The organism is Priestia sp. 40 (assembly GCF_049368575.1).
Lineage (GTDB): Bacteria > Bacillota > Bacilli > Bacillales > Bacillaceae_H > Priestia > Priestia zanthoxyli.
Window position 1 is genome coordinate 101,945 of the sequence record NZ_JBMPZA010000005.1, and the last position, 26,471, is coordinate 128,415.

General features: G+C 38.8%; 34 protein-coding genes. 10 read left to right on the forward strand and 24 right to left on the reverse strand.

Annotated elements, in window-relative coordinates:
- Window positions 1-44 precede the first annotated feature (44 nt).
- Together ACO1DI_RS01395 and ACO1DI_RS01400 are read left to right on the forward strand one after the other, a co-directional pair.
- On the forward strand, window positions 45-806 hold the full coding sequence (locus ACO1DI_RS01395) for an ABC transporter ATP-binding protein (RefSeq protein WP_014459175.1): 762 nt from the start codon (window positions 45-47) through the stop codon (window positions 804-806).
- Entirely contained in the window at window positions 796-2,739 is a 1,944-nt protein-coding gene (locus ACO1DI_RS01400; protein WP_014459174.1) for an ABC transporter permease, read from the forward strand. Before ACO1DI_RS01395 ends, ACO1DI_RS01400 begins: the two co-directional genes overlap by 11 nt.
- 48 nt (window positions 2,740-2,787) lie before the next feature.
- Here ACO1DI_RS01400 and ACO1DI_RS01405 read toward each other — a convergent pair whose 3' ends face one another.
- The 3 genes from ACO1DI_RS01405 to ACO1DI_RS01415 form a co-directional block, all read right to left on the reverse strand.
- Complete coding sequence (locus ACO1DI_RS01405) at window positions 2,788-3,402, reverse strand: GNAT family N-acetyltransferase (protein ID WP_423144991.1); 615 nt, start codon at window positions 3,400-3,402, stop codon at window positions 2,788-2,790.
- Window positions 3,403-3,477: 75 nt separating this feature from the next.
- The gene (locus ACO1DI_RS01410; RefSeq protein ID WP_014459172.1) at window positions 3,478-4,110 is read right to left on the reverse strand and encodes a dienelactone hydrolase family protein; all 633 of its coding nucleotides are present in this window, start codon (window positions 4,108-4,110) and stop codon (window positions 3,478-3,480) included.
- A 5-nt stretch (window positions 4,111-4,115) separates the two neighbouring features.
- Window positions 4,116-5,318: a PLP-dependent aminotransferase family protein gene (locus ACO1DI_RS01415; protein WP_014459171.1), complete on the reverse strand. Its 1,203-nt coding sequence runs from the start codon at window positions 5,316-5,318 to the stop codon at window positions 4,116-4,118.
- Between the two features lie 490 nt (window positions 5,319-5,808).
- Between ACO1DI_RS01415 and ACO1DI_RS01420 the strand changes: the two genes are divergently transcribed.
- From ACO1DI_RS01420 to ACO1DI_RS01430, 3 genes are all read left to right on the forward strand, one after another.
- Window positions 5,809-6,135 carry a PadR family transcriptional regulator gene (locus tag ACO1DI_RS01420; RefSeq protein WP_140451309.1) on the forward strand — a complete coding sequence of 109 codons (327 nt, stop codon included), beginning with the start codon at window positions 5,809-5,811 and terminating at the stop codon, window positions 6,133-6,135.
- Window positions 6,136-6,675, forward strand: coding sequence for a DUF2812 domain-containing protein (locus ACO1DI_RS01425; RefSeq protein WP_014459169.1), 540 nt, complete (start codon window positions 6,136-6,138; stop codon window positions 6,673-6,675). It begins immediately after the preceding gene.
- A gap of 94 nt (window positions 6,676-6,769) precedes the next feature.
- Window positions 6,770-6,946: a hypothetical protein gene (locus ACO1DI_RS01430; RefSeq protein WP_176544807.1), complete on the forward strand. Its 177-nt coding sequence runs from the start codon at window positions 6,770-6,772 to the stop codon at window positions 6,944-6,946.
- A gap of 27 nt (window positions 6,947-6,973) precedes the next feature.
- Here the strand turns inward: ACO1DI_RS01430 and ACO1DI_RS01435 are convergent, their stop codons facing one another.
- From ACO1DI_RS01435 to ACO1DI_RS01485, 11 genes are all read right to left on the reverse strand, one after another.
- Window positions 6,974-7,750 carry a sulfite exporter TauE/SafE family protein gene (locus tag ACO1DI_RS01435; RefSeq protein ID WP_182421000.1) on the reverse strand — a complete coding sequence of 259 codons (777 nt, stop codon included), beginning with the start codon at window positions 7,748-7,750 and terminating at the stop codon, window positions 6,974-6,976.
- A 70-nt stretch (window positions 7,751-7,820) separates the two neighbouring features.
- Complete coding sequence (locus ACO1DI_RS01440; protein ID WP_116738684.1) at window positions 7,821-8,045, reverse strand: sulfurtransferase TusA family protein; 225 nt, start codon at window positions 8,043-8,045, stop codon at window positions 7,821-7,823.
- 24 nt (window positions 8,046-8,069) lie between these two features.
- Window positions 8,070-9,197 carry an MBL fold metallo-hydrolase gene (locus tag ACO1DI_RS01445; RefSeq protein WP_243556445.1) on the reverse strand — a complete coding sequence of 376 codons (1,128 nt, stop codon included), beginning with the start codon at window positions 9,195-9,197 and terminating at the stop codon, window positions 8,070-8,072.
- A 62-nt stretch (window positions 9,198-9,259) separates the two neighbouring features.
- Window positions 9,260-9,811, reverse strand: coding sequence for a sulfurtransferase TusA family protein (locus ACO1DI_RS01450; protein ID WP_243549547.1), 552 nt, complete (start codon window positions 9,809-9,811; stop codon window positions 9,260-9,262).
- Window positions 9,812-9,866: 55 nt separating this feature from the next.
- Window positions 9,867-10,163, reverse strand: a complete 297-nt coding sequence (locus ACO1DI_RS01455) for a rhodanese-like domain-containing protein (protein WP_221781335.1) — start codon at window positions 10,161-10,163, stop codon at window positions 9,867-9,869.
- Window positions 10,164-10,185: 22 nt separating this feature from the next.
- On the reverse strand, window positions 10,186-10,542 hold the full coding sequence (locus ACO1DI_RS01460) for a rhodanese-like domain-containing protein (protein ID WP_014459167.1): 357 nt from the start codon (window positions 10,540-10,542) through the stop codon (window positions 10,186-10,188).
- 27 nt (window positions 10,543-10,569) lie between these two features.
- The gene (locus ACO1DI_RS01465) at window positions 10,570-11,052 is read right to left on the reverse strand and encodes a DsrE/DsrF/DrsH-like family protein (protein WP_013058040.1); all 483 of its coding nucleotides are present in this window, start codon (window positions 11,050-11,052) and stop codon (window positions 10,570-10,572) included.
- A gap of 46 nt (window positions 11,053-11,098) precedes the next feature.
- Complete coding sequence (locus ACO1DI_RS01470) at window positions 11,099-11,326, reverse strand: sulfurtransferase TusA family protein (protein ID WP_014459166.1); 228 nt, start codon at window positions 11,324-11,326, stop codon at window positions 11,099-11,101.
- Window positions 11,327-11,417: 91 nt separating this feature from the next.
- The gene (locus ACO1DI_RS01475) at window positions 11,418-11,678 is read right to left on the reverse strand and encodes a metal-sensitive transcriptional regulator (protein ID WP_014459165.1); all 261 of its coding nucleotides are present in this window, start codon (window positions 11,676-11,678) and stop codon (window positions 11,418-11,420) included.
- On the reverse strand, window positions 11,668-12,033 hold the full coding sequence (locus tag ACO1DI_RS01480) for a sulfurtransferase (protein WP_423144992.1): 366 nt from the start codon (window positions 12,031-12,033) through the stop codon (window positions 11,668-11,670). Before ACO1DI_RS01480 ends, ACO1DI_RS01475 begins: the two co-directional genes overlap by 11 nt.
- 343 nt (window positions 12,034-12,376) lie before the next feature.
- Window positions 12,377-12,694: a hypothetical protein gene (locus ACO1DI_RS01485; protein WP_028414569.1), complete on the reverse strand. Its 318-nt coding sequence runs from the start codon at window positions 12,692-12,694 to the stop codon at window positions 12,377-12,379.
- 158 nt (window positions 12,695-12,852) lie between these two features.
- Here ACO1DI_RS01485 and ACO1DI_RS01490 point away from each other — a divergent pair, with 158 nt between their 5' ends.
- Entirely contained in the window at window positions 12,853-13,071 is a 219-nt protein-coding gene (locus ACO1DI_RS01490) for a hypothetical protein (protein ID WP_116738674.1), read from the forward strand.
- A 107-nt stretch (window positions 13,072-13,178) separates the two neighbouring features.
- Here the strand turns inward: ACO1DI_RS01490 and ACO1DI_RS01495 are convergent, their stop codons facing one another.
- From ACO1DI_RS01495 to ACO1DI_RS01505, 3 genes are all read right to left on the reverse strand, one after another.
- The gene (locus ACO1DI_RS01495; protein WP_116738672.1) at window positions 13,179-13,706 is read right to left on the reverse strand and encodes a hypothetical protein; all 528 of its coding nucleotides are present in this window, start codon (window positions 13,704-13,706) and stop codon (window positions 13,179-13,181) included.
- Window positions 13,707-14,102: 396 nt separating this feature from the next.
- The gene (gene fabI, locus ACO1DI_RS01500; protein WP_423144993.1) at window positions 14,103-14,882 is read right to left on the reverse strand and encodes an enoyl-ACP reductase FabI; all 780 of its coding nucleotides are present in this window, start codon (window positions 14,880-14,882) and stop codon (window positions 14,103-14,105) included.
- A gap of 130 nt (window positions 14,883-15,012) precedes the next feature.
- The gene (locus ACO1DI_RS01505; protein WP_116738670.1) at window positions 15,013-15,885 is read right to left on the reverse strand and encodes a LysR family transcriptional regulator; all 873 of its coding nucleotides are present in this window, start codon (window positions 15,883-15,885) and stop codon (window positions 15,013-15,015) included.
- 114 nt (window positions 15,886-15,999) lie between these two features.
- Here ACO1DI_RS01505 and ACO1DI_RS01510 point away from each other — a divergent pair, with 114 nt between their 5' ends.
- Window positions 16,000-16,893, forward strand: a complete 894-nt coding sequence (locus ACO1DI_RS01510; protein ID WP_116738668.1) for a DMT family transporter — start codon at window positions 16,000-16,002, stop codon at window positions 16,891-16,893.
- Between the two features lie 160 nt (window positions 16,894-17,053).
- The gene (locus ACO1DI_RS01515; protein ID WP_116738666.1) at window positions 17,054-17,473 is read left to right on the forward strand and encodes a hypothetical protein; all 420 of its coding nucleotides are present in this window, start codon (window positions 17,054-17,056) and stop codon (window positions 17,471-17,473) included.
- 101 nt (window positions 17,474-17,574) lie between these two features.
- Here the strand turns inward: ACO1DI_RS01515 and ACO1DI_RS01520 are convergent, their stop codons facing one another.
- The 3 genes from ACO1DI_RS01520 to ACO1DI_RS01530 form a co-directional block, all read right to left on the reverse strand.
- Window positions 17,575-18,066: a GNAT family N-acetyltransferase gene (locus ACO1DI_RS01520; protein WP_116738664.1), complete on the reverse strand. Its 492-nt coding sequence runs from the start codon at window positions 18,064-18,066 to the stop codon at window positions 17,575-17,577.
- A 23-nt stretch (window positions 18,067-18,089) separates the two neighbouring features.
- Window positions 18,090-18,272 (reverse strand): hypothetical protein, encoded by a 183-nt coding sequence (locus tag ACO1DI_RS01525; RefSeq protein WP_016764961.1) that lies wholly within the window; start codon window positions 18,270-18,272, stop codon window positions 18,090-18,092.
- A gap of 168 nt (window positions 18,273-18,440) precedes the next feature.
- Window positions 18,441-19,151, reverse strand: coding sequence for a GntR family transcriptional regulator (locus ACO1DI_RS01530; protein WP_116738663.1), 711 nt, complete (start codon window positions 19,149-19,151; stop codon window positions 18,441-18,443).
- Between the two features lie 168 nt (window positions 19,152-19,319).
- Here ACO1DI_RS01530 and ACO1DI_RS01535 point away from each other — a divergent pair, with 168 nt between their 5' ends.
- Both ACO1DI_RS01535 and bglA read left to right on the forward strand, forming a co-directional pair.
- Window positions 19,320-21,203, forward strand: a complete 1,884-nt coding sequence (locus tag ACO1DI_RS01535; RefSeq protein ID WP_116738661.1) for a beta-glucoside-specific PTS transporter subunit IIABC — start codon at window positions 19,320-19,322, stop codon at window positions 21,201-21,203.
- A 13-nt stretch (window positions 21,204-21,216) separates the two neighbouring features.
- Window positions 21,217-22,656: a 6-phospho-beta-glucosidase BglA gene (gene bglA, locus ACO1DI_RS01540; protein ID WP_116738659.1), complete on the forward strand. Its 1,440-nt coding sequence runs from the start codon at window positions 21,217-21,219 to the stop codon at window positions 22,654-22,656.
- 80 nt (window positions 22,657-22,736) lie between these two features.
- On the opposite strand, the gene ACO1DI_RS01545 is transcribed toward bglA, so the two are convergent.
- The 4 genes from ACO1DI_RS01545 to ACO1DI_RS01560 all read right to left on the reverse strand — a co-directional run bounded on the left by ACO1DI_RS01545 (window position 22,737) and on the right by ACO1DI_RS01560 (window position 26,416).
- A complete protein-coding gene (locus ACO1DI_RS01545) occupies window positions 22,737-22,886 on the reverse strand; it encodes a hypothetical protein (protein ID WP_013058052.1) in 150 nt (49 codons plus the stop codon).
- A gap of 201 nt (window positions 22,887-23,087) precedes the next feature.
- Complete coding sequence (locus ACO1DI_RS01550) at window positions 23,088-24,485, reverse strand: NCS1 family transporter (protein ID WP_115654433.1); 1,398 nt, start codon at window positions 24,483-24,485, stop codon at window positions 23,088-23,090.
- Window positions 24,486-24,767: 282 nt separating this feature from the next.
- Window positions 24,768-25,682 carry a class A beta-lactamase gene (bla, locus tag ACO1DI_RS01555; protein ID WP_423145241.1) on the reverse strand — a complete coding sequence of 305 codons (915 nt, stop codon included), beginning with the start codon at window positions 25,680-25,682 and terminating at the stop codon, window positions 24,768-24,770.
- Window positions 25,683-25,870: 188 nt separating this feature from the next.
- Window positions 25,871-26,416, reverse strand: a complete 546-nt coding sequence (locus ACO1DI_RS01560; protein ID WP_014459147.1) for a cupin domain-containing protein — start codon at window positions 26,414-26,416, stop codon at window positions 25,871-25,873.
- Window positions 26,417-26,471 lie beyond the last annotated feature (55 nt).

The window sequence follows — 26,471 nt, forward strand, 5'->3', positions numbered from 1 at the left end:
TCTTTTTTTATAATAAACGTATCAGATCAAAGGAGTGAATACATATGAACATATTAGAAGCTACTAATATTCATAAAAGCTACGGAAATAAATTTAATAAACAAGAAGTATTAAAAGGTGTAGATATTACCATTATGAAAGGAGAATTTGTAGGAATTATGGGGGCTTCCGGCTCAGGTAAAACCACGCTTCTGAACGTGCTTTCCTCGATTGATAAAATCAACGGCGGAACCATCAAAATTGAAGGAAATGAAATTAGCAGAATGAAAGAAAAGCAGTTAGCAAACTTCCGGAAAACACATTTAGGCTTTATCTTTCAAGACTATAACTTACTGGATACACTGACAGTAAAAGAAAATATCCTCTTGCCTCTTTCTGTTGTAAAAACTCCTTCGGCAGTAGCTCACAAAAAATTTGACGCGCTAGCCAAACAGCTCGGCATCTATGAGCTAAAAGATAAATATCCAAATGAAATTTCGGGCGGACAAAAGCAGCGTACCTCTGCCGCAAGAGCCTTTATTCATGAACCAAGCATGATCTTTGCTGACGAACCAACCGGTGCACTTGACTCAAAAGCAGCCAGCGATTTATTAAACAAACTGACCGAGCTTAATGACAAAAGAAGCGCAACCATTGTGATGGTAACGCATGACCCAGTGGCAGCCAGCTACTGCAGTAAAGTGATTTTTATAAAAGACGGACAAATTTATACGCAGCTGTATAAAGGGGATCAAACGCGAAAAGACTTCTTTGAAGATATTATGAAAACTCAAGGTGTACTGGGCGGAGTGCAAGATGAATATTAATCAGCTCGTCTTCCGCAACTTCAAAAAGAATGTAAAAAACTATTATTTGTACGTTTTTGCACTGGTTTTCAGCGCAGCTTTATATTTTGCTTTTGTCACGCTTCAGTACGATCCTGCTCTTGATGCAACCAAAGGCTCCATTAAAGGAGGCGCGGCGGTTCGGGCCGCTTCTGTTTTACTTGTAGCCATTGTTTCTATCTTTCTATTATATGCAAATACGATTTTTATTAAGCGACGCAGTAAAGAAATTGGCTTATTTCAGCTAATTGGCATGACCAAAACAAAAATTTTCCGTATTTTGACCGTTGAAAATTTTATGCTGTACTTTGCCTCACTGATTGTCGGCATTTTAATTGGGTTTTCGTTTTCAAAAGCGGTCATTATGATTTTGTTTAAAATCACCGATACAAAAGGCATTGCCAAGCTTCACTTTTCAGAAGAAGCCTTGATTCAAACGCTGATTGTGTTCGGCGTCATCTATTTGTTAATCATGACAATGAACTATCTTTTTATTAAAAGACAGACCATTTTAGCACTATTCCGCGTTACGTCATCAACAGAAAGCAAAACAAAAAAAATCAGTATTCTTGAAATTATTATTGGAATTCTTGGCATGATCTTTATTGCTTCCGGCTACTATATTTCTGCTAAATTGTTTGACGGATCTTTTACAAGCATGAATGCTTTGTCCATCGCAATGGTATCTATTTTAGCTTCGGTTATCATCGGAACCTATTTGTTTTATAAAGGCTCAGTTCGCTTTTTATTAAATCTGATGCGGAAAAGCAAAAAAGGCTATTTGTCGATTAACGACGTATTATCTCTTTCTTCTATTATGTTTCGGATGAAATCAAACGCACTGTTGCTGACGGTTATTACAACCGTATCAGCTCTGGCTATTGGCCTATTGTGCTTGAGCTACATCTCTTATTATTCTGCTGAAAAGTCGGCCGAAGATTATGTGCCTAACGATTTTTCGATCAATAATACAAAAGACGCTGCTTCGTTTAAAGCCGCGCTGGATCAAAAGAAGATAGCATATACGGAAAAAAAGATCGACGTCATCCAGGTAAAAGCAAACGTAAAAAACATCTTAGAAAATAATTTGGAAGGCCCGATGGTAGACTCGTCCGCTATGGTTTTTTCAGTTGTTAGCGAAAAATCTGTTAGTGGTGTAAATGTAGCTCAAAATGAAACTTTGTTTACCGGCTATAATGATATGCTTCAACGAGTAAATTCATTTAAAGATTCCGGAGAAATTGAGCTAAGAGGAAAGAAAAAAGTCATTCCGCAAAAGTATATAGGTTTAAATCGAAAATTTCTCTTATCTACCTATTTTACGAGCGGTATGCCTACTGTGATTGTAGACGATTCCGTGTTTAATGAACTAGAAAAAGACGTGAATCCTTCTATTCAAAAAGAATCTTCTGTGTACACAGGGATAGATATATCACAAGAAAATGACGTACCAAAAGCAAATGAGATTTTCAAAGAAATGAAATTGGGCAATCACACCTTCAATGATTCGCGTATCGAAACGGTAAAAAGCCAAAAGCAGACTATGGGTCTAATTATGTTCATTGTAGCTTTTCTAGGACTGGCCTTTTTAATCACGTCAGGGTGCATTCTTTACTTTAAACAAATGGACGAAAGTGAAGATGAAAAGCCAAACTATACGATTCTTAGAAAACTCGGCTTCACTGAAAATGATTTACTAAAAGGCATAAAAATAAAGCAGCTTTTTAATTTCGGCATTCCGTTAATCGTAGGCTTGCTTCACAGCTATTTTGCCGTGCAATCTGGCTGGTTCTGGTTTGGAACAGAGCTTTGGACACCTATTATTATCGTCATGATTGTCTATACGGCGCTGTACTCTATTTTTGGTATTTTATCTGTTCTTTACTATAAAAAAATGATTAAAGAAGCTCTTTAAAGATAAAAAGCACAAGCTACAGCTTGTGCTTTTTATCTTTAAATGCCATTAATTGCTGGCGTTTTCTTTATTTTCCGCACTGGCTGCATGCAAAAAATTTTCTAACCGCTTTTTGATAAACGGCCATTCGTCATCGATTATACTGAAGATGACCGAATCTCGTACGTATCCACCTGGTAAAACCATATGTTTTCTGCTAATGCCTTCTTGCGTGGCACCTAACCGTTTAATAGCCGCTCTAGACCGCTTGTTTCGCACATCCGTTTTGAATTGAACGCGGTGAAGCTTCAGCTCTTCAAAACAGTATTTTAATAATAAATACTTACACTCCGTGTTGACTCGAGTTCGCCACACGGATGGATGATACCACGTCCACCCTATTTCTACGCTTTTGTTGGGAAGGGAAATATCTAAAAATCTTGTGCTTCCTACAATTGAATGTGACTCTATATCAAATACAGCAAAAGGCAGCTCTCTTCCCTCTTGCTTGGCTGTTAAAGCACTTTCAATCAGCCGTTTCATATCACTTAGACGATGAACTTTTACCGGGAGATGCTCCCAAATTTCTTTCGGTTTTGCAGCTTCATAGAGTCCTTGCTCATGCATTTTTTCAAGCGGCACTAGCTTTACCGCTGTTCCTACAAACTCACCTGACTTTAGCATAACCTCGCCCCCTTTCAATACGTCTAAAGAAAATGTTAATACATGTATATGTACTGAAAAAGGGTCAGTTTCTGCTTATTGTAAGGTATCACTTTCATTATAATACTGGTTATCAGCTAAGTTTTTTTCGAGAAAATCACTTATGGTTTGGAAGGCTTGGTCTGCTGATTCTTTATTAAAGGTTTTTGAAAAAGGATTCATAAACCCATGAAATCCATAAAACTTTTTGATTTTCAAAAGCGGCTCTCTTTTTTGCTCTAATGAGTTTATTAAAGAGTCTACATCAAATGTTTGCTCTTCAGCAGGAAAAAGAAGAAGAGTTGGACACACAGGACGTCTATTTATATAGTCTCTAATGCGCGATCCGTAACAGCCAATCACGAAGTCACACAAATTGTTTTCACTGCATAGCCACGATATTGTGGCTCCTACACTAAATCCTATGACCCCTACTTCTTCATATTCTTGCTTTAGCTGAATTAACATGTTATTGATTTGTCTTGAACCCTCATCAATACCGATGTTTTGAACAAAGTTTTGATAAGCCATGTCCTCTTCTTCATAACGATAAGGAACGTCTTTAGATAATAAGTTAGGACAGATAATATCTGCCTCTAACTTAGACAATTTTTCTTTCATAAACTTCATATGATCGTTCACACCGTATATTTCATGAATCAATAAAATCGCTTTATTTGATTTTTTCATTTCTTTTATAAAACAGTCGTTTCCCTTGTCAGTTCACGGTGCAATACGTCTCCCATGCGCTTCATGCCTTCTACGATTTGTTCAGCAGACATATTAGAGTAATTCAAGCGCAGCGCGTTGTTTCTTGTGCCATTTGGAAAGAATGGTGTTCCCGGAACACAGGCTACGTTATTTTTTAGACATTCTGAAAAGATATGTGCTGAATCGATTCCTTGGGGCAGCTCTACCCAAATAAACAATCCGCCTTCTGGCTTACTGTAAGACAAATTCTCCGGGAAAAATTCTTCAATACAAGATAACATTTGTGTACATCGCTCTTTGTACACGGCTTTAATTTTTTGAATGTGCTCTTCGATATCATAAAGCTCCATATACTTAGCCGTTACCCGCTGAGCAAAGCTGTCCGTATGCAAGTCAGCCACTTGCTTAAACGCCACGTACTTATCAATGAAAGCTTCGTCCGCGCACACCCAGCCGATTCGAAGACCTGGTGCAAAAATTTTAGAAAATGTGCTGATATAAATAACTCTGCCTTCTGTATCAAAATGCTTAACCGGGGGAAGCGTTTCTCCTGCAAATCGGACTCCTCCGTAGGGATTGTCTTCTACAATCAGCACGTCATAGGCGTTCGCAAGCTCGATCATTCTCTGACGTCTTTCCCGCGTTAATGTGCGCCCTGTAGGGTTTTGAAAATCTGGGATTGTATAAATAAATTTAGCATGCGGATTTTCCTGAAGTTTTTTCTCTAGCTCTTCCATAATCATTCCGTCTTCGTCCATATCTACTTCTACAAACGTTGCATTGTAAGATTTGAAAACGTTGATGGCTGCTAGATACGTTGGACTTTCACAGATTACCACGTCTCCGTCATTAAGAAACAATCTCCCGGTAAGATCGATTGCCTGCTGAGAGCCGGACGTGATTAAAATGTTTGAAACAGTGGACTCAATGCCGATATGCTTCATTCGTGTAGAGATGGCTTCTCTTAAAGGAATATACCCTTCAGTTGTACTGTATTGAAGCGAAGCGGCTCCGTCTTCATTTAATACGGCACGGCACGCCTCGTTCATTGCTTCAACGGGAAACAGTTCTGGAGCCGGAAGTCCTCCTGCAAACGAAATGACTTCTGGTCGTTCCGTGACTTTTAAGATTTCGCGTGTTTCAGAGGATTTTACAAGACTAGCTCGTTCGGCAAATTTATCTTTCATTGATGATCATTCCTTTTTTAGATTTTAAACTTTTAACATTAATTATTCGAATAGTCAGAAAAATAACTGTGGACAATTACCTTTATGAAATCAGACAGTTACCGTGCAAGATGCCTTTTTAACAGACAACTAGCATTCGCACCCTTTCTGACTCTCCCTTTCTCCTTTCAATATATATTTTTCTCATTCACTATCTGTAATACAAATCAAAGGTCGTACGATAATTATGGCCTTGTGTTTAATGTATGTTAAAAAGGATAACATAAAAATCAAATAAATAAACAATAAATTCTACAAATTCTTAATTTTTTATACAAATATATTTATCTTAGTAAACTATTTTGTAAGATTTCTTTCCCTTTCTACTCGTTAAATAGGTTCATTAGGCAATTCTAAACCTAAAATTTAACATTTTCTATTGACTGTCTATATCATTAAATGATATATATTAATTAACGATATATCGTTTAATGATATAAGGAGGTTGAATATGCCGAGAAACGATTCATTAGAGACGGGGGAACTTACCGACACGTCCTACTACATCTTAGTGTCGCTCTTAGAAGCAAAACACGGATATCTTATTATGAAAACGATTGAAGATATGACCAATCAACAGTTTTCGATTGGACCTGCATCTATGTACACTACAATTAAAAAACTTCTTGCAGCTGAGTTAATCATGCTTTATGGCGAAAGCAAAGACAAAAAGAAAACGTATGTTGCAACAGAAAAAGGAATTCAGTTTTTAAAAAAAGAAGTTCAGCGCCGTAAAGAAATGATTACACATGCTGAAAATGCTTTAGGAGGTTTATAAATGAAGAAGACAAAATACATACTGAGTGGCGGAACTGCTTTTGCCGAAAAAGAAGATTTACAAAAGCTTAGCGACTATGCGAAAAAAGGCTGGCTGTTAGATCGTTTTGCATTTTTAGGATATACATTAAAAAAAGGAAAGCCTCAAGAGCTTCAATATTCACTAGATTTTCAAGAACATGCAGATGATGAATATTTTCTGCTTTTTAAAGAAGCCGGATGGCAGCATGTTTGTTCAACAGGCAATGCTATGCATATTTTCAGCGCACTTCCGGGAACAAAACCTATTTATTCCGATGTAGAAACCATTGTTGACAGATATAAACGCGAAAAGCATTCTGTAGGAAAAGCAGCTCTATCTATTCTTGTCGCGATGGTGTTTCTGCTGCTTTTTGACGTTATGAGCTTATACGGCTGGCTTCCTAAAGCAGTAGGTACGATTACTGAGATTTTAGTAGCAACTTTAACGGTACTTTTAGTATTTCCAGGACTCCCTTACCTGGCGTATCAGCGTAAACTAAAGAAGCTTCGCAACATCTAAAGAGATACTCTTTTTATTGACCTTCCATATTAAACCCTTTATAATCCTTATTAACTCGATAAGGTTTAAAGGTTTTAATACAGGAGTGATAAAAGTGAAATGGTTTCATTTCTTATTTAATGAGCGCTGCCCTAAATGTAAGCAAGTGTTAAATACATCAAAATCTAACGCACTTCACGCGACTGTTGTGAAAGTGTGTCCGTCTAACCACTATCAAAAAGAATTTCATCCTGCGCTTGAAACGTATGTGGAAAGTGATGAAGTGCTATAAAAAAAGCTATGGGAATCCATAGCTTTTTTATAGTAGCCCCCACCAAATCTTAATTGCCGTTGCTAAAATCAAACCGGCAAGGATCCACTGAAGCACTTTTGTATTCATTTTCTGACCAACTTTTGCACCAATTGGAGAAGCAATTAGGCTTGCAGCAATTAAAATTAGTGCTGGTATAAATGGCACTTGATGCGTCACCAGCTTTCCAACCGTTGAACCAATGGAAGAAATAAAGGTAACCGCTAGTGAAGTGGCGATGGTAATTCGAGTTGGAATTTTAAGCACTACGAGCATGACAGGAACTAAAATAAAGGCTCCTCCTGCTCCTAATACTCCTGCTACGGTTCCGATAAGCAGCGATAAAATAGAAGCTAACTTTTTGTTAAATTGAAGCTCACCATTTTTGATCTCATCTACGTTTTTCTTTGGAATAAACATCATCATAACCGCAATAAGAGCTAAAACTCCATATACAACATTTAATCCTTGTTCACTCATATAATGCGAGCTATAGCTTCCGAGCATGCTCCCAATTAGAATGCTGCTCCCCATATATAAAATTAATGATTTATTTAAAAATCCGCTTTTTCGATACGCCCATACGCCGCCTATTGTCGCAAAGAATACTTGAACAGCTCCTGCACCGGAGACTTGATGAGCCGTTAATGCTCCTACTCCTACTAATGGAGGAATATATAACAGCATCGGATAATTAATAACAGACCCGCCAATACCGACCATACCGGAAATAAACGACCCAATAAATCCAATAAGAAAAAGCGTGATGATAAATGTAAGATCCATCTATAGTCGCTCCGTTTCATATAAGGAAAGGGTACCTTTTACAAGAGATACCCTTTTCGTCCATTATTTCTTATCCTTTTTTAATCCAAAATCTAAGAACGTCGCCTTCTTCTGTATGAAGAAGCTCGTGACCGCCAGATTTTGCCCAGGCTGCAAGGTCATTTTTTGCCCCTTTATCCGTTGCGTGAATTTCTAACACTTGACCTGCTTCAAGTTCATTCATTGCTTTTTTTGTTTTAACAATCGGCATTGGACATGCAAGCCCTTTTGCATCTAGTACTTTATTTGATTCCATTTCTCTCTCTCCTTTGTTTAAGTTTTAGCGAATCGCACAGCGGTTTGGTCCAATTTCCATTTCACGCTGTTTTTCTTCATCTGGGCTTACTTTTCCCATGTTGGTTTCACGAATTTCTTGATACGCATTTGGCTGCGGCGGTAAATGATCTGTTACTAAGTGTCTGAACTCTGATTCGTCTTTAATGTTTAATCCATGATTTTCTGCAAACAAAGTACCTAACTTTTCAGCTACGCTGCCGTTGTCATTTAGCTCATCAATAATCATAAAATGAGCTGGAAGTACGATTAACTCATCTGATAATGCTTTATAGCGTGTATAAAGCGTCTCGCGCAAATCGCCTACCCAGTCTTCAGCCATACCAGCTAAATCAGGACGTCCAATTGAATCGATGAACAAAATATCACCTGAAAGCAAGTATTGATCGTCTACGATAAAAGAAGTTGATCCAATCGTATGACCCGGTGAATAAAGCGGCTGAATCGTAATGGTTGTGTTACCAATCACGACATCGCTGCCTTCTTCTAAAGCCTTGTAGTCAAACATCACTTCTTCTGCATCTTTTGGAGGCAGCCAGTACGCTGCATTTGTTGCTTCTGCAATAACTCTTCCTCCTGAAATGTGATCTGCATGAAGGTGCGTATCAAACACGTGCTTAACCGTGACACCAAGTTCTTTGGCAAAGTTGATGTACACATCTGCCATACGCGTCGCATCAATAATAGCAGCTTCCCCGTTTGATACGATCATATAAGATAAGCACCCTTTACCGATACGAACAAACTGATAAATTTCTCCGCCGTCTTTTAAATCGCCAACTTTAATAGGCTCTAAATATTCACTCCACGCTTTCATTCCGCCTTTAAGGTACGATACTGTAAGACCAGCTTCTGAAAGCATGTCAGCTACCATCACGGATGAACCTTCTTTGGCGCAGACAACTAACACTTCTTTATCAGAAGGGATTTTTTCTAAGATTCCTTCTACTCCGTCTAAAAGATCGAAGTATGGAACATTTAAATGCTGAAATTGATGACCTTCAATTTTCCAATCGCTGAAATCACTTTCGTTACGAACGTCTAAGATAAATAGCGGTTCTTTATTGATAATTTTAGATGTAACTTCTTTTGCAGTAAGCACATGCACTGTCATATTAAAATACCTCCTTAGGTATATAAACTATCAAAATTTTTTAATTCGCTATGTTCAATTGATTATTCTACTTTACCCGTCCAGTCACGCATACCGGGAACCACGTTAATTAAATGTTTAAATCCTTGCTTCTTCATCGTTTGACCTGCCATTTCACTTCGTCTTCCAGAGTGGCAGATAATATAGATTTCATTCGCTTTATTTAATTCATGCGCACGTTTTTCTACTTCGCCAAGCGGAATATGAACAACGCCTGGAATATGAGCTTCATCGTATTCTTCTACTTCACGAACGTCTAAAATATGAAGATGTTCATCATTTTCTACTTTTTTCGCAAATTCTTCTAATGAAATTTCAGGAATGGGCGTTACGCTTTCTTCGGCACCGCCTTTACGAATAAAGTGGTGAAGAACGTCATCTTTTGTTTCTGTACCTAAATACTCATGACCTGTGCTTTTTGCCCATGCTTGTAGGTCAGCCGTAGAGCCTTTATCCGTTGCTTGGATTTCTAACACTTGACCTGCTTCTAATTCATTCATTTTTTTCTTTGTTCTTACGATTGGCATTGGACACGCTAGCCCTTTTGCATCTAATACGAAGTTTGCTTGCATCATTTCTATTTCCTCCTTGGCTCAAATACTAGTAGGGGTATATTTCAATCTAAAAAAATTAGACCGTCTCCCCTTTCCACTCCATCATTCCACCGGTCATATTCGTTACACTGTAGCCTTGCTGTTCAAGAAAACGAGCTGCCATACCGCTTCTGCCGCCAGAACGACAGACAATAATGTAGTTCTTTGCTTTATCTAATTCATGCATACGGAATTCTAATAAAGGAAGCGGGATATTTAACCCGTTTGGAATTTTACCTGTTTTTACTTCCTCTACTTCACGCACGTCTAAAATGTGAATTTGTTTTTGGTTCTGTACTAATTGTTCTACTTCTTGTGCTGCTATTGTCTTCACGCTACGTCTCCTCCTTCTTGATTTATCTCCACGTATTCATGCCGCCTTTAACGTTGGTGATGGATGTAAAACCTTGCTTTTTCAACAGCTTACTTGCTTTCATACTTCTCATTCCGCTTTGACAAATAACGACTACTTCTCTGTCTTTTGAAAGCTGGCCTGTTTGCGCTGGCAGTTCTGATAAAGGAATGTTTCGAAATCCTTTAATATGTTTGGTACGAAATTCATGTGATGTTCGCACATCGATAAACTGGTTATTTTTATTTTTTAACTTTGCTTTTAAATCCGTTGTGGCTATTTGCTGAATACCTTTTACGGGTGCAAAACGCTGATACAAAAACCACAGCAGAAAGATGATAATAAGCGCATTGATAATCATATTAATCCTCGCTTCATGAGCTATCTTTTAGATGAATAAGTTTACGTTTCCGTCTTCTGCGTCGGCTAAATACGCCGCTACGCCTGCATATTCAATATTATCTAGCAGTTCTTTTTCCTGTAACCCTAGAAGATCCATCGTCATCGTACAAGCCACTAGCTTCACATCTTGTTCCTGTGCCATTTCAATAAGCTGCGGTAGCGTCAGGGCATTATGCTTTTTCATTACGTTTTTAATCATTTTAGGTCCCATACCTGCAAAGTTCATTTTAGATAAGCCCATTTTATCCGCACCGCGCGGCATCATTTTGCCAAACATCTTTTCTAAAAATCCTTTTTTCACCGGCACCATTTCTTCTTTACGAAGCGCATTCAATCCCCAAAAGGTATGAAATATCGTCACTTCATGGTCATAAGCAGCCGCTCCGTTGGCAATAATATAAGCTGCCATCGCTTTATCATAATCACCGCTAAATAATACGATTGTTGTTCGTTTCTTTTGTTCAGTCATGTTGTTCCTCCTATTACCCTATGGGGTATATTTAATTCTAAAAAAATTAGCCTTTTTGAATGTAAAAGATAAATGTGCTGCCTTCTTCTTTAAAATCAATGAGCTCGTGTCCTGTTGATTTTGCCCACGCGGTTAAGTCACTTTTAGCACCTTTATCTGTCGTTTGCACTTCTAATACTTGGCCTGTTGTTAAAGTATCCATTGCTTTTTTTGTTTTTACGATTGGCATTGGACACGCTAATCCTTTTGCATCTAAAACTTGATCAATTTTCATAGTAGCTGTCTCTCCTTTTATATACATATACCTGTAAGGGTATATTATATTAAATAATGATATTCGTCAACCTTAAATAAGGTGACAATGATTAACGACTTTTCACTAACAGCTGTACAGCTTCTTGCACTAACCCTTCGGTTGGCTCTCCATGCTGCAGGCTCTCTCTGACGCACTGTTCAAGATTGCTGCTCACAATGACTCCCATCGTGCGATCAATGGCACTTCTTGCAGCCGATAATTGAGTTACGACGTCTCGACAGTCTTTTCCTTGCTCCATCATGCTAAGCACGCCTTTTAGCTGCCCTTCAATTCGACGCAGCCGATTTTTCACTTGCTGGTTATACTCCATAATCGAATACCCCTTTCTTTTCTTTGCTTTGACACTTACACGCTGCTAATTCATAGCTGCGCACTTGAAAACCTTTTTTTCGTAAGAACCGTACGCCTAAATTTAATTCCACTCTATCTTCGGCAATTACATGAACGCTGCCCTGTGGAATTTCTGAATAAAAGCGTTTGAGGTACGCATACGGCATAACTAACCCCTTAGAATCATGAACTTCATGGTAATGGCGAATATCTACAATCGTTCGCCCAAGTTCTTTCGCTTCAAGTTCACGCATGCACTGTATTCTTTTAACAGGATAATAACGTCTGTATGCGATAAATGAAATAGCAAGCAACAACACTGCTGTATATAGCATAACTATCACCGCCTTGCTATTAAATTGATGTTGTTTACACGTTTTATATTATACCCCTATAGGTATATTGTCAAGCGATAAAATTATATTTAATTTTGCTTATTTACATGGATCCTTTCATATGAACCAATCCACTTTATACAGCTTAGGAATCATGAATGTTTTCTTTAACCTGCTTTATTGTGTGTACCCCCTACCCTATAGATCAAACATACTTTTCCGTTTTCATGCATCACCTGGGCTCATATAAATTACTAGAAAATAAGCTTACTGTATCATTCACGTCTACACACAAAAGATCCAGTTCCCAAGGAGAACTGGATCTTTTGTGGTAAAAAGCTGATTAGCTTTGATGATAAATATTATGCCATTGATTCCACGAACTGTGTGGATGCTGCTGGTGCCACTGATTCCATGGCACATATGGATTTTGCTGATGCCACTGATTCCACGTACCGTGCGGATACTGCTGGTGCCACTGATTCCAAGGTGTGTATGGATGTTGTTGATGCCATTGATTCCATGTGCCGTGCGGATACTGTTTGTGCCACTGTTCCCAAGGTACATGTGGATGTTGCTGATGCCATTGATTCCACGTGCCGTGCGGATGCTGATGATGCCATTGTTCCCATGGAATATATTGTTGCTGTCCTTGATGCATGTTTCTTCAACTCCTTTTCCTTTGCCACATCATATGTTCATGTTGGGATTTAGAGCTTATCTATTTTAAAATATATAGGCGTTTGATTGATTATGAAGTAAATCATACTTTTGTTTTTATATGGTAATATTAATATAAAACATCCAGGAGGATTTCAATTGGTTAAAAACTTACCTTTATTAATGGCTATCTTACTTATAGGAGTAAGCTCTTCTCTTATAAGCGGAAGCATAAACTTATCTGGAAGTATAGAATGGATATTTCTTATTATTAGCCTTATTGCTAATATTACTGCCGTGATTGGCCTTTCTTTACACGTATTTGTTTACCTTCCTATGAAAAAAGCTGAGAAAAATCTAAAAGAAACGTTTAAATGAATATAAGCAAAAGAAGCAGATTTCTTATAAGAAGTCTGCTTCTTTTGTCAGCTTGTATTAAACTTGTTTTTCTCGACTTCTATACACCAAAAGATGCATGTAGCCTTTTATTCGGAAGGAGATGGAAATCTTGCTGCTTCGAAATGCGACACATTTTCTGTTGTGACAATTGTTCCGTCAACATTACTTTCCGCGAAGACTTCAACTCGATCTCCTTTTTCTAAATTATAAATAGTAGAGACAGATACCGCATTAACAAACACAGTGTTTCCTCCAAAGAAATCGTTATCAATCGCGATAACCGCCGTGCCATTGACACGAATTTCTACGCGCGCTCGATAATCTACAGTCGTATCATTAGGGAGAAATCCGATTGTAGCAACAAGAGAATATACACCATCTTTTTTAGGACGAAAAGTGGACGTAACCGGGTTATATTCATTTGCTAAGTCAAATTGTTTGAACTGATAGGAAACCTTTACAGAAGTGTTTGCTGATACGGATTGATTTGTAAGGCTAAGAGCACGAAACGCTGAGTCTCTTGTATTTCCTTGTGTGGAAGAACAATGATGATGTTTCTTAGAAGAATAAGATCTTTCTACATGATATTTATCATCTTTTTTAATCGTAATCATCCTTTCTTTATGTGTCTATCTATTTTATTCATTCGCAGGAAAAATGCTTGGATGCTTGTCCTTTGACTGATAATTTTAATAGAAATAAAATAGGAAACGATAGACTACTCAGTTTTCCATAAAAAAGAGGTTGAGACATATCGAAATGAATCTAATCTAAAGACGAACAACTCGTATACATGAGCTGAACCGCTTGTGACAACGCAGTTAATTTCCGTGCAAGACTATGCTTTCCGCGGGAGTCTTCGCCTTGCCCTCCAATCAACTCCTAGAAAGACCTGCACACATGAAACCTGCGTTTAACATAACAAAAAAAACGAACCAATAATCAAACATCTTGATCAATGGCTCGTTTTTCACTTTGTCTAAAATCCTTTTGTCCCAGCCTCTTCGGGATTAACCTACAATATTATAACCAGCATCTACGTGTACGATTTCTCCCGTTACGCCGCGTGAAAGATGGCTCAGTAATACAACCGTCATGTCGCCAACTTCTGCTTGCGTTACGTTACGCTTAAGAGGTGCTTTTTCTTCAACATGGTGAAGAATTTGGTTAAAGTCAGAAATGCCTTTCGCTGCAAGCGTACGAATTGGGCCTGCTGAAATCGCATTTACGCGGATATTGTCTTTCCCTAAGTCTAATGCTAAGTATTTTACTGAAGACTCAAGCGCTGCTTTTGCTACGCCCATTACGTTATAGCCTTCAACTGCGCGCTCTGCACCAAGATAGCTCATCGCTACAAGAGAACCGCCTTCTGTCATAAGAGATTTTGCTGCTTTCGCTACTGCGATAAATGAATAAGCGCTTGTATCTTGAGCAAATGCATATCCGCTTCTTGATGTATTGATGAACTCACCGTTTAAATCTTCTGAGTGAGCAAACGCAACAGAGTGAATCACTCCGTGAACTGTGCCTGCTTCTTCTCCGATTTTTTTGAAAGCTGCTTCAATACTTTCGTCGCTGTTTACGTCACATTCAGCAATTAATGATGCTTGAATTTCATTTTTTTCTAAAAGCTTGTTCAATTTTCCTAGTGAACGTTCTTTACGGTATGTAAAAATTAAGTTTGCTCCTACTTGATGAAGGGCTTTTGCAACACCCCAAGCAATACTTCTGTCGTTGGCAACTCCCATAATCACAATGTTCTTGTTCTTTAATTGTAATAAATCTTCCATATTATCCTCCAAAAAAAATTAGTCATCAATGATGACTAATAGGTAATTGTATAGCTTTATTATAGCACAAAGATGCTCTTAGTTCCTAAGAGTCTTATGAATTAACCGATTTTGCTTTATAAATAATCTCTTACTTGTCCGAATTTTGCAGCCATGCTTGCGTTGTTTCAGCAAATTTTTTAGCTGCAGGTGAAAGATGATAACGAGTAGCTAGACCAATTGAACGGTAGCTGTCCACTTGAAATGGAATCGCACGCAGCTCTTGCGGGATAGAATCCAAAAGCATTTCAGGTAAAATGCTAATCCCTAAGTGATACGTAATCATCGATAGGATAGCACTTTCATCCATTAATTCAAAGCGAATTTCAGGCTGAAGCCCCTGTTCTTCAAACAATTGCTTAATATCATGATATCCGCCGTATGTCGGCATAATAAACGGTTCTTTCTCTAAATCTTTAAAGGAAACGTTTTTTTGATGATACAAAGCACTTTGATTTGATACGACACACAGCAGCGGGTCTTTTTTTAAAGGGATAATATGAAATTGACTTGAATGCGTAATGTTAATAAAACCGCAGTCTATTTCTCCGCTCAGCAGCCACTGTTCAATTTCAAGATAATCGCCTTCTTTTAGCTGAATTTGAATGGCCGGATAGCTTTTTTCCATCAGCTGAATAATTTCAGGGAGCCACTTGGTGGATACGCTTTTAAAAATCCCAACTTTAATCGTTCCTTTTGCAAGACCTAAGAGACTGGCTGCTTCTTGATGAACTTTTTCATTTTCTTGCAGCACTTTCCGAATGGCAAGAAGCATCGTTTCGCCTTCTGTTGTTAAGGTAATACCTGATCTGTTTCGATTCACAAGCGGAAATCCAAATTCTGTTTCGAGATTTGTAATGGCATGACTGACCGCTGACTGCGTGAGTGCCAGCGCATCTGCCGCTTTTGTAAAGCTTTTCACTTCAGCTACTTTGTTTAAAATTTCATATTTCACTAAGCTCATTTTATCCCGCCTTAACATGAATTTAATTCACGTTCATCATTATAAAGATTCATTTTATTAATATCAAATTCCTTTGTATACTGTGAGTACATCATAAACAATGGAGGGTTGAACGTGAGTTACCGCACGCGAGCAAATATGATGATGGTTGGTGTAAATGTATTTTGGGGCATGTCGTACGTGTTTATGAAAATGGGGCTGGGTTCGCTCGGGTCATTTACTATCATTGCACTCAGATGTTTAATTGCTTTTTTGGTTGCCGGACTGTTTTTCTATAAGCCTTTACTACATATCACGCGCAAAACGATTTTATCATCAGCTATTTTAGGCTTTTTACTATTTTCCGTTTTTTCGTTTGTCACGTTTGGCGTCAGCATGACGTCTGCTTCAAATGCCGGATTTCTTGTCAGTTTAACGGTCATTTTTGTTCCATTGCTCAACTGCTTGTTAGTAAAAAAGCTTCCTTCTTGGCCGATTGGACTTGGAGTTATTGTTACCCTAACCGGTATAAGTGTGTTAACTTTAAAGCACTCCTTTCATATGAATACTGGTGATGTACTTTGCATCGGAACGGCGCTATGTTATGCCATTCATATTACCTTGACCGGCACGTTTACGAAAAATGAAAATCCAATTGCACTCGGCATTTTACAGCTAGGGTTTGCTGGATTATTTGCACTGACTTGCAGCTTTTTATTTGAACACCCCAGCATTCCAACTACGTTATCCTCATGGATTGCGATTTTAGGTCTTGGCGTTCTTTGCAGCGCGATTGGATTCATTTGTCAAGCCATTGCGCAGCGCTACACAACTCCTACTCACACAGGACTTATTTTTGCAACGGAGCCGATTTTTGCTGCGCTGTTTGCCGTTCTCTTTTTGCACGAGCTGTTTACGCTTAAAGACCTTGTTGGTTCTATTATTGTGATTGCGGGGATTTTAATTGCTCAATTAGACGATTTACTATTAAAAAAAAGAGTTCATTACCAAGAGACTTTGCCAAAGTAAAAACCGCTAGATAAGAACCTAGCGGCTTTTGTTATGAAGCTAAGGTATGAGCTTTCTTTTAGCAGTCACAGCACCTATCTCCACTTTTCTTTTAATAGATGCTAGTATTTTTTAAACTATATTGCTATTCTAGATAAAAAATAGGTCTAGGAGAACGACTGTGAAGCTTATTAAACGAATACTTTCAACTATTGCTTCATCGATATGCGGCGGTGCAGTTTGCATCGAAATATTTGAATTAAATTCCCTTGGCTATACAAGTATAGTAGATTATTTATCGACTTTGCTTATTGGTGTGTATCTTACCGCTCCATTTATTATTATAGTAGGCATCCCTTGTTCAATAGCTATAGCAAACATCATGAAATACATAGCTTCATTTCAAATATTAATTGAACTAATTCTATATCTTCTTTTCGGTATCGTGGGAGCACTCGCCGTATTAACTTTATTTTTGCTAAGTGACGGAATATCGGCTTTTAGTCTCTTTCCGCGAATCCTTATTGTAACGTTGAGCTGCTCATTGCCGTTTGGTTTATCATCTATCCTTATAAACAAGCTATCTAAAAAGACGACCTAATATGTATAGATCGTCTTTTTTATATGTTTGGCTGCAAACACAGCTTTCATGTCGCTGTTGTTCATTGCAATAACCGATATGATTTTGCATAAAGGCTAAGCTTATACCTTATATGTATAAAACTTTTTATCTACGTTCATCACTGGGAAATTCTCAGGCAGCTTTTCTTTTTCTATATGTTGAAATCCATTTTTCTCATAAAATCGATGCGCAGCCCTATATTGTAACGTCGTTCCTAAGTATATTCTTTCCACTTCCCTCTCTTTTGCCCACGCGATGGCTGTATGCAATAAACGGTGAGCTGTTTTGAAGGTGGCTCCTCTATAAGACTTTGCTACAAACATTTTCCGTAGCGCTACTTGGCGGCTTCCAATGTCTATTAAAGCTACGCTTCCTACTACTTTTTCGTTGCAAACAGCAACCCAAAAGTTTCCGTTGCCCTGTTGATAAAAGCTTTCGATTTTAAATAAATCGGGCTGATCTTTCTCCGTTATTGGAATGTGATATTCTTGCTGCTGAATAGGAAGAATTAAGTCCACTACTTCTTGTTGATACTTACTAGCATATGGCTGAATGATGATACTTTCACTCAAAACCTCCACCGCCTCTAATCAGTTTACTCCATCTTATTTTTGGCTGTTTTTAATACTGCACAGCCTATGTTCATTATAAAACCAATTACAGCACCTGCAAGAATCGATATCACACCTACAGCGATAAAATCGCCTTTAGTCGGCTGAAATAAATTCATGGAAAGCAAACCAAACATAAAAAGCATTGGAATAAGATAGCTCAGCATCTTTTTCAACTTGGCACCTCATTTCCTTATTTCTATAAACCTTGTAACCATTTTATCGTATATTAATTTCCTATTTATTACAATCTTTATCTTCTTTCATGTTTTTATCAAAGAAATGAAAAAAAGTGCCTGCCTCTCGTTCCTTGGTAATTGAGAGACGGGCACTTTTTATAAAACATGACTCGTTGCTTGTAAAAAGAACTGCGACTGTTCGTAGTTATATGTCACTTTTGAAAAGTCAAACGGCTGGCCGTTCGCTAAGTGAAAAAGTGTTTCAATAAATAATTTAGGATCGCCTTCTTTTAATCCTAAGTACTTTGCTTCTTCTTCGTTCAGCTTGCCGACGTGAAGATATAGATCAGAAAACCCGATTTTTAAGCCAAGGCCTTCTTTAATGTAATGGAAAATAGACTGAGAAACAATTTCGTTATTTAAGTACGTAACGATGGATTTATTATAAAACGATTCTTCCAGACAAAGCGTCTGGCCGTTAATATACCGTACTCTTTTTACATAATAGACGTCGCTATTGTCTTCTATGTTTAAATTTAACGCCGCTTCTTGCGTCGGTTTCCGTACATCTAGCTCAATTACTTCCGACGTTAACTGAAAATCTTCAAGTTCACTTGTAAATCCTTGATTGGAAAGCAAGCCAATATATCCTTTTCGTTTATGACGACGGACAAAAATGCCGCTTCCTCTTACTTGAAAAACAACGCCTTTTTTCTCTAATAGATCTAAGGCCTTTGTTACCGTACTTTTACTCGCCTCAAATTGTGCCATCAGCGTTTCTAATACCGGCAGCTTGTCTCCTTGCTGAAGCTTGTGTTCTTCAATATAGGTTTCAATTTCAATTGCAATTTGTTGGTATTTGATCATAGCTATACCTCTTTACTGAATTTGTCTCAAGAATAACACGATTATACCATAATCTAACTCCATCCCATAAACTTAAATTATTTATTGATTATTATTTTATTTGAGTATTGATAAATTGTATCGGTACAATTATACTGAAAGCGTATACTCAACAAGGGGGTTGAACATATGGGAGGGAAAATTAGAGATTATCACAAGCTTGCAGCAGATATTTTAGATGCAGTAGGCGGCGAAGAAAATATCGTAAGCGCTACACGCTGTGCTACGAGGCTGCGAATTGTATTAAAGCGCTCGAAGCCAGAAGCCAAACGTAAGGTGTCTTCTATGGCTGGTGTCATTACGGTTGTTGAAAACAGCGGGCAGTTTCAAGTCGTTATTGGACAGCACGTAGGAGACGTTTATGAAGAATTTGCTAGTTTAGTAAATTTGGATACAGCAGAGGAGCAAACTGAAAACAAAGGCACGATTTTAAACCGTGTGATTGCGACAATGTCCGCTGTGTTTGCACCATTTGTATACATCTTAGCAGCGGCAGGAATTTTACAGGGGTCGTTAATCTTAATTAATTTGTTTTCGGATAGCTTTGCCAAAACGGGCACCTATCAAGTATTAAGCTTTATTTCGTGGGCACCGTTTGTTTTTTTACCTATCTTTATTGCCATCACAGCATCCAAGCATTTTAAAACCAACACCTACATCGCAGTGGCGTGCTGTGCCGCATTAGTCAGTCCAACATGGGCAGAAATGGCGGCCAAAATTGCCGACGGAAGCAGCATTTCGTTTTTAGGTCTTCCCTTATCCGAAACGATCTATACTTCTTCTGTTTTACCGCCTTTATTTTTAGTATGGATTTTGTCTTACCTTGAAAGGTTCCTAAACAAGAGCATTCATGAAGTGGTTAGACCGCTGTTTGTTCCGTTTTTATGTATGGTGATTATGGTTCCTATAACGATTTTACTCATTGGCCCCGTTACAACGATGGGAGCTAACGGAATCGCTCACGGCTATAACTTTTTAGCTGAAAACGTACCTGCATTAGCTGGAGCAATCATCGGCGGCTTCTGGCAAATTGTTGTTATCTTTGGAGTACATTGGGGAATTACGCCGATGGTGCTTGCAAACTTTGATTTAAACGGCAGAGATTCATTTCAAGCGTATCAAACAATTGCCGTAGTAGCTCAAGTTGGAGCGGTGCTTGGGGTTATTTTAAAAGCAAAAAGCCAAGAAGCACGTAAAGTAAGCGTATCAGCCGGAATAACAGGATTATTTGGTATTACAGAGCCAGCTATCTACGGCGTAAACTTACGTTTTAAAAAGCCGTTTATCTTTGGATGCGTTTCAGGTGCTATTGGTGCCGTTGTAGCAAGTTTCTTTCACCCATATTACTTTGCTTACGCAGGATTGCCTGGACCGTTGACCATTGTAAACGGCATCAGCCAAGACTATCCGATGTCAATCTGGGGAATTTTAATTGGATGTGCTATTGCGATTATTCTTCCAGTTGTGCTTATTCAAGTATTCGGTTACGGAGAAGACGCAGCAAAAGAAGCAGCTGCTGCTCCTTTAAACGAAGTAGCTGTCAGCAACCCGAACGAAAATGAAGAAACGATCAGCGCTCCGTTTAGCGGGAAAGTTATCCCACTTTCTAGCGTACCGGACGAAGTATTCAGCTCAGGTGCGATGGGAGAAGGATTAGCGATTGATCCTTCAGATAACAAGCTTTATGCACCTTTTGACGGAACGGTAGTCATGGTAGCGCCAACAAAGCATGCTATCGGCCTTCGTTCAGAATACGGCGTTGAGCTGCTTGTTCATATTGGATTAGATACCGTTACGTTAGACGGCAAGCCGTTTACCCTGCACGTAGAAGACGGTATAAAGTTTAAAAAAGGCGATTTACTAATTGAATTTGATAAAGAATTTATTGAAACACAAGGGTTACAAACGATTACACCGGTTATTATCACAAATTCAAACGCTTACCGAGAAGTAATCGTTGAAGATGTTGAAAATAGCGGACTAAACCAAACATTATTTACCGTAGTGAAATAAGGAGGAACTAACGATGACAAAAATGCCAAAAGATTTTTTATGGGGCGGCGCATTAGCAGCTCATCAATTTGAAGGTGGATGGAACCAAGGTGGAAAAGGACCGAGCGTAGTAGACGTTATGACTGCAGGTGCGCACGGTGTAGCGCGACAAATCACTGAAACAGTAGAAGAAGATAAATTCTATCCGAATCACGAAGCAATTGATTTTTACCACCACTACAAAGAAGATATCGCGCTGTTTGCAGAAATGGGCTTAAAATGTTTACGAACGTCTATTGGCTGGAGTCGTATTTTTCCTAAAGGCGATGAAGCTGAGCCAAACGAAGAAGGACTAAAATTCTACGACGATGTATTTGATGAACTGTTAAAGCACGGAATTGAACCGGTTATTACGCTGTCTCACTTTGAAATGCCTCTGCATTTAGCTCGAGAATACGGCGGATTTAGAAACCGAAAAACGGTAGATTGCTTTGTGAAGTTCGCTGAAGTTTGTTTCAACCGCTATAAAGACAAAGTCACGTACTGGATGACGTTTAATGAAATCAACAACAAAATGGACGTAAACAATCCCCTATTCTTATGGACGAACTCAGGCGTTTCTGTAAAGCCTGGTGAAAATGCAAAAGAAGTGATGTATCAAGCCGGACATCATGAACTTTTAGCAAGCGCTCTTGCCGTATCAAAAGGAAAAGAAATTAATCCAAATTTCCAAATCGGAGCAATGGTGTCACATGTGCCAATCTATCCGTATTCTTCAAACCCTGAAGATGTGATGTTAGCAGAAGAAACAATGAGACAGCGCTACTTCTTCCCTGACGTTCAAGTTCGCGGCTATTATCCAAGCTATGCGTTAAAAGAATTCGAACGAGAAGGCTATCACATTCCGTTTGAAGAAGGCGACGAAGAAATTTTACGAAACGGAAAAGTCGATTATTTAGGCTTCAGCTATTACATGTCCACAACCGTTAAAAGCGACGTTGAAGCTGATAACACGGGCGATATCGTAAACGGCGGATTGCCAAACGGCGTAGCAAACCCTTATATCAAATCAAGCGATTGGGGCTGGTCGATCGATCCAACGGGCTTGCGCTATACGTTAAATCGCTTCTACGACCGCTATCAAATTCCGCTGTTCATCGTAGAAAACGGATTTGGCGCCATTGATACGGTTGAAGAAGACGGATCCATTCATGACGCATCGCGAATTGAATATTTAAAATCGCACATCGAAGCATTAGAAAAAGCCGTGACGTACGATGGTGTTGATTTAATGGGCTATACGCCGTGGGGAATTATTGATATTGTTTCCTTTACAACAGGCGAAATGAAAAAACGATACGGCATGATTTATGTCGACCGTGACAACGAAGGAAACGGATCAATGAAACGCTACAAAAAAGATTCCTTTAACTGGTATAAACATGTGATTAAAACAAACGGTGAAGAACTATAAGAAATCAGAAAAGCCGGGTTGCTGCGTGAAGACACAGGAACCCGGCTTTTTTAAAACGTGTAAAAATAAATGAAAAGACATTATCTCGGTTTATCTACTAGCTGTGTTTGCGCAATTTCTGTTTGCTTAATTCCCGCTCGTTGAATTTCATCCGCAAACGATTCATGCTTCAGCGTTTTAATTACCTTTTCGCTTCCATCTCGAAGAGTATACACTCTAAATTCATACATACCCTGCCCTCTCCTTTAAGCTGTGATTGATGCGATACATTAGATGCGCTCCTGTTAAAAGCAACTCATAATAGAGATAACTTTTTCTCTTCTTTACTTTACCCACTTTTTGGGAAACTAGACAAAGAGATTTGCTCTGACGCGATAAAAGACACACAAAAAGCCTTTGCGGCAAGCAAAGGCTAATATCTATCTCATGAGTTATTGTTCAAAGATGGTTCCTTTTTTGAACTTTGACTGTTTAAAAGCAAATTTCGTTAAAAGAATATACGCCACTCCTGCGACTACTACTCCTATAATCCAGCCTAAATCAACTTCGATAAACGCAGCACCTGCTCCGATGAGCATCGCAAGCAAAGCGCACGGATTGTAGCCGGAAAACGGCCCTTTTTCTTGATACAATTCTTCTACGTTTACTCTTTGTTTTCGTAAAATATAGTAATCGACTAGTAAAATAGAAACAATTGGACCTAAAAAAGCAGAGTAAATTAAAATGAACAAGCCAAGACCTGCGGCTGACGAATCTTGAACAAGCACCCAAGGGAACGAGCAAAAGGCAAGCAGTCCAGTAATGGTCACCGCCACTTTATAATTTGCTTTTGTCAGCAGCGTAATCACATACGTAGGTGGAATAATATTTGCCACCATGTTTACGGCAATAACCCCAATCACAATAAATGCTGATACAGCAACAGTGATATATGAATTATCGACTACAACCGCGAACGCTTTAACAGGATTGGAAATACCCGTAGCAGAAGCAAGCATTGCTCCGATTGTAAGAACGAATCCGTAGGCTACTAGAATTGGTGTAAAGTATAAGAACCCACGCTTCTTGTCGCTAATTCCTGGCTTCAGTTCTCTAGAGTAATCGGCTGCGCTTAGAAAAATCGCCGCATAATTCCCCATAAACATCATAATGAAAGAAAAGAACGGAAGTCCCCATGAACCTTTTGTATGTACCCACTTCTCCCCTACTACCTCACTATGAGAAGTTAAAAGAACGCCAAATACGTAAACAAGGCCAAGCAATATGATGATTGACGCAAGCATCTCTACCCATTTAACCGCGTGGAAGCTGTACAGGGAAAGCACAATTTGCAGCAGCTGAATGATAATAAAACAAAGAACAAGATTATCAAAAGACCCTTTGCTCACAATTTTCCCGATTTCATTTAAAGCGGTACCGCCTGTCCAGCTTTGGAAGCCATACCAAATGATAGCTGGAATACCTCGTAAAAGTGACGATATAACGGAGCCTTTTATACCAAAAGACATTCGAAGCTGCATCACGTAAGGTATACCCGTCCTGTAGCCAATTCGATCGTTTAACACAAAAAAAGTAGAAATAATACCAATGGCAATAATGGCTGCCACAAACGTTTGAAAAAGATTTAATACCGCAGTGCCTGCGATTACCAAGCTAGCACCAAGCGTCATGTTTCCTAAGTTAACGCCGTCTCCAATCCACATAAACATATAGGCCAGTGGAGTTAGCTTTCGATCCGCATCCCTTTTTGGCTTCAGCGACGGATCAAGCCCCCTATCTTGATGAGAATGCACCTCTTCTATAACGGAACTTGTTGCATTTGTAGACACTATACACTCAACTCCTTTTTATGATGTTTCCACTCTTATTTCTAACATCAGATGTAAGTTAACTTAACATGTACATAGTGTATACGAATTTTAACGCAAGTTCATTATTATTTATGTGAATTTTCTGATATTAATTTGTGCGATTTGACTAATTTTTGACCTCAGCTCGCAACATACAGGAGTTGATGACAATAAAAAATCCAAGCGCTTATTATAAGCGCTTGGATGAGTTAGCTAGTATTTATTTTTCACATTCATACTACTATTCTATTATCCATTTTTCTATTTATGAGCCACTCTTAAAGCCTTTACCGCTTGTTTAGCCGCTTCTGCAATGAGTTTATCATTATACTCCGCATCTTTTTCCGTACGATCGGAAAGGATTGCAAGAACAATTGGATCTCCTTTTGGTGGCCAAAGGATGGCAATATCATTTCGCGTCCCGTATGAGCCTGAGCCTGTCTTATCGGCTACTTCCCAGCTTTTCGGCACGCCCGCTCGTATCAAGGCATCCCCTGTTGTATTTCGCTTCATCCAATCCGTTAGAAGTTCACGTTTGTCTTCAGGAAGTGCCTGTCCAAGTACATATGTTTGAAGACTTGCAGCCAGCGCTCTTGCTGTACTTGTATCATGGGTTTCTCCTGGATTCACTTCATTTAAATCCGGCTCAAAGCGCTCAGGCAGCGTCACTTCGTCTCCTATGTTTTCTAAAGCTTCTTTAAACCCATCCGGTCCGCCCAGCTGCTGCAGAATTAAGTTCCCTGCCGTATTGTCGCTATAGCGAAGCGATGCATCCGCGAGTTCTCGAAGAGTCATGCCTGTATCCACATGTTTTTCTGTAATTGGATTGTAGTTCACAAGGTCATCGCGCGTATAAAAGATTCGTTCGTTGAGATCTTCGATTGACTTCTGCTGTAAAAGTGCACCGACAGCAAGAGCTTTATGAGTAGACGCATAAGCAAAACGCTCATCCGGATGATACGTTACCGTTTTATTGGTACCCGTATCTAATGCAAAAACACCAAGGTGCGCATCATATTTTTCTTCAAGCTTAGCAAACTCTCGATCACTCATGCTTTCTTGTTTTTGACACTTCACCGTCTCAGCCTGTACTCCGCTGCTTGAAAAGCCCACAACCGCCGCACACGACAGAGCGAATACAGGCAGCATTTTTTGGAACTTTGAAGCGTGAAACATCTTTTTCCATGTCTTCATTACCCTTCAACACCTTTCAAAAAGTATTTAGTATGTAGTCTCTTAGGTAGAGATTGCCAACAATACTATTTTATCAATTGTTTATTCTCACAAACATGATAGTTTTATCACATTTATATAATAAAGTACCCAATAATGAAGAATAACTAGCATACCACCTATGAATAAATTTAAAATACCGGCGGCGTAACGGAAAATAAAATAACGGCTTTCTCATCAAACGGATTGTCCCATTTGTGTTTCAGATGAGAAGGAATTTTGACGCTGTCTCCTTTTTCTAATATGTATACTTCCTCGTCTAAATACACTTTAATTTTCCCTTCTAAGACATATGCTACTTCTTCTCCCTTGTGCTCTAAAGGAGTTTCTGATGAAGACATCATCGGCGGCACTTCCATAATTGCCGTAGCTAGATTTCCAGTAAAATCAGGTGATAGCAGCGAATACGTGAGCTCTTTTACCTTCATCGTTTTACGCTCATTCGACCTTACAACTAAATGGGAGGTATTTATTTCTTCGAGTAAAAAGCTGAATGTAGGCACGTCGAGGCATTTAGCTAACATTTTCAGCGTTGAAATGGACGGATTAGCTAACCCCCGTTCAATTTGGCTTAACATAGACGGCGTGATGTCCGCTAATTTTGCTAATTCGCGACTGCTTAGTCCCTTTTCCTTTCGAAACTTCTCTACTTTTTTCCCAATATCTATATTTTCCATTTGGATTCCTCCACAAGACGTTTAATTATATTTAACTTTATTAAATTACGCTTAA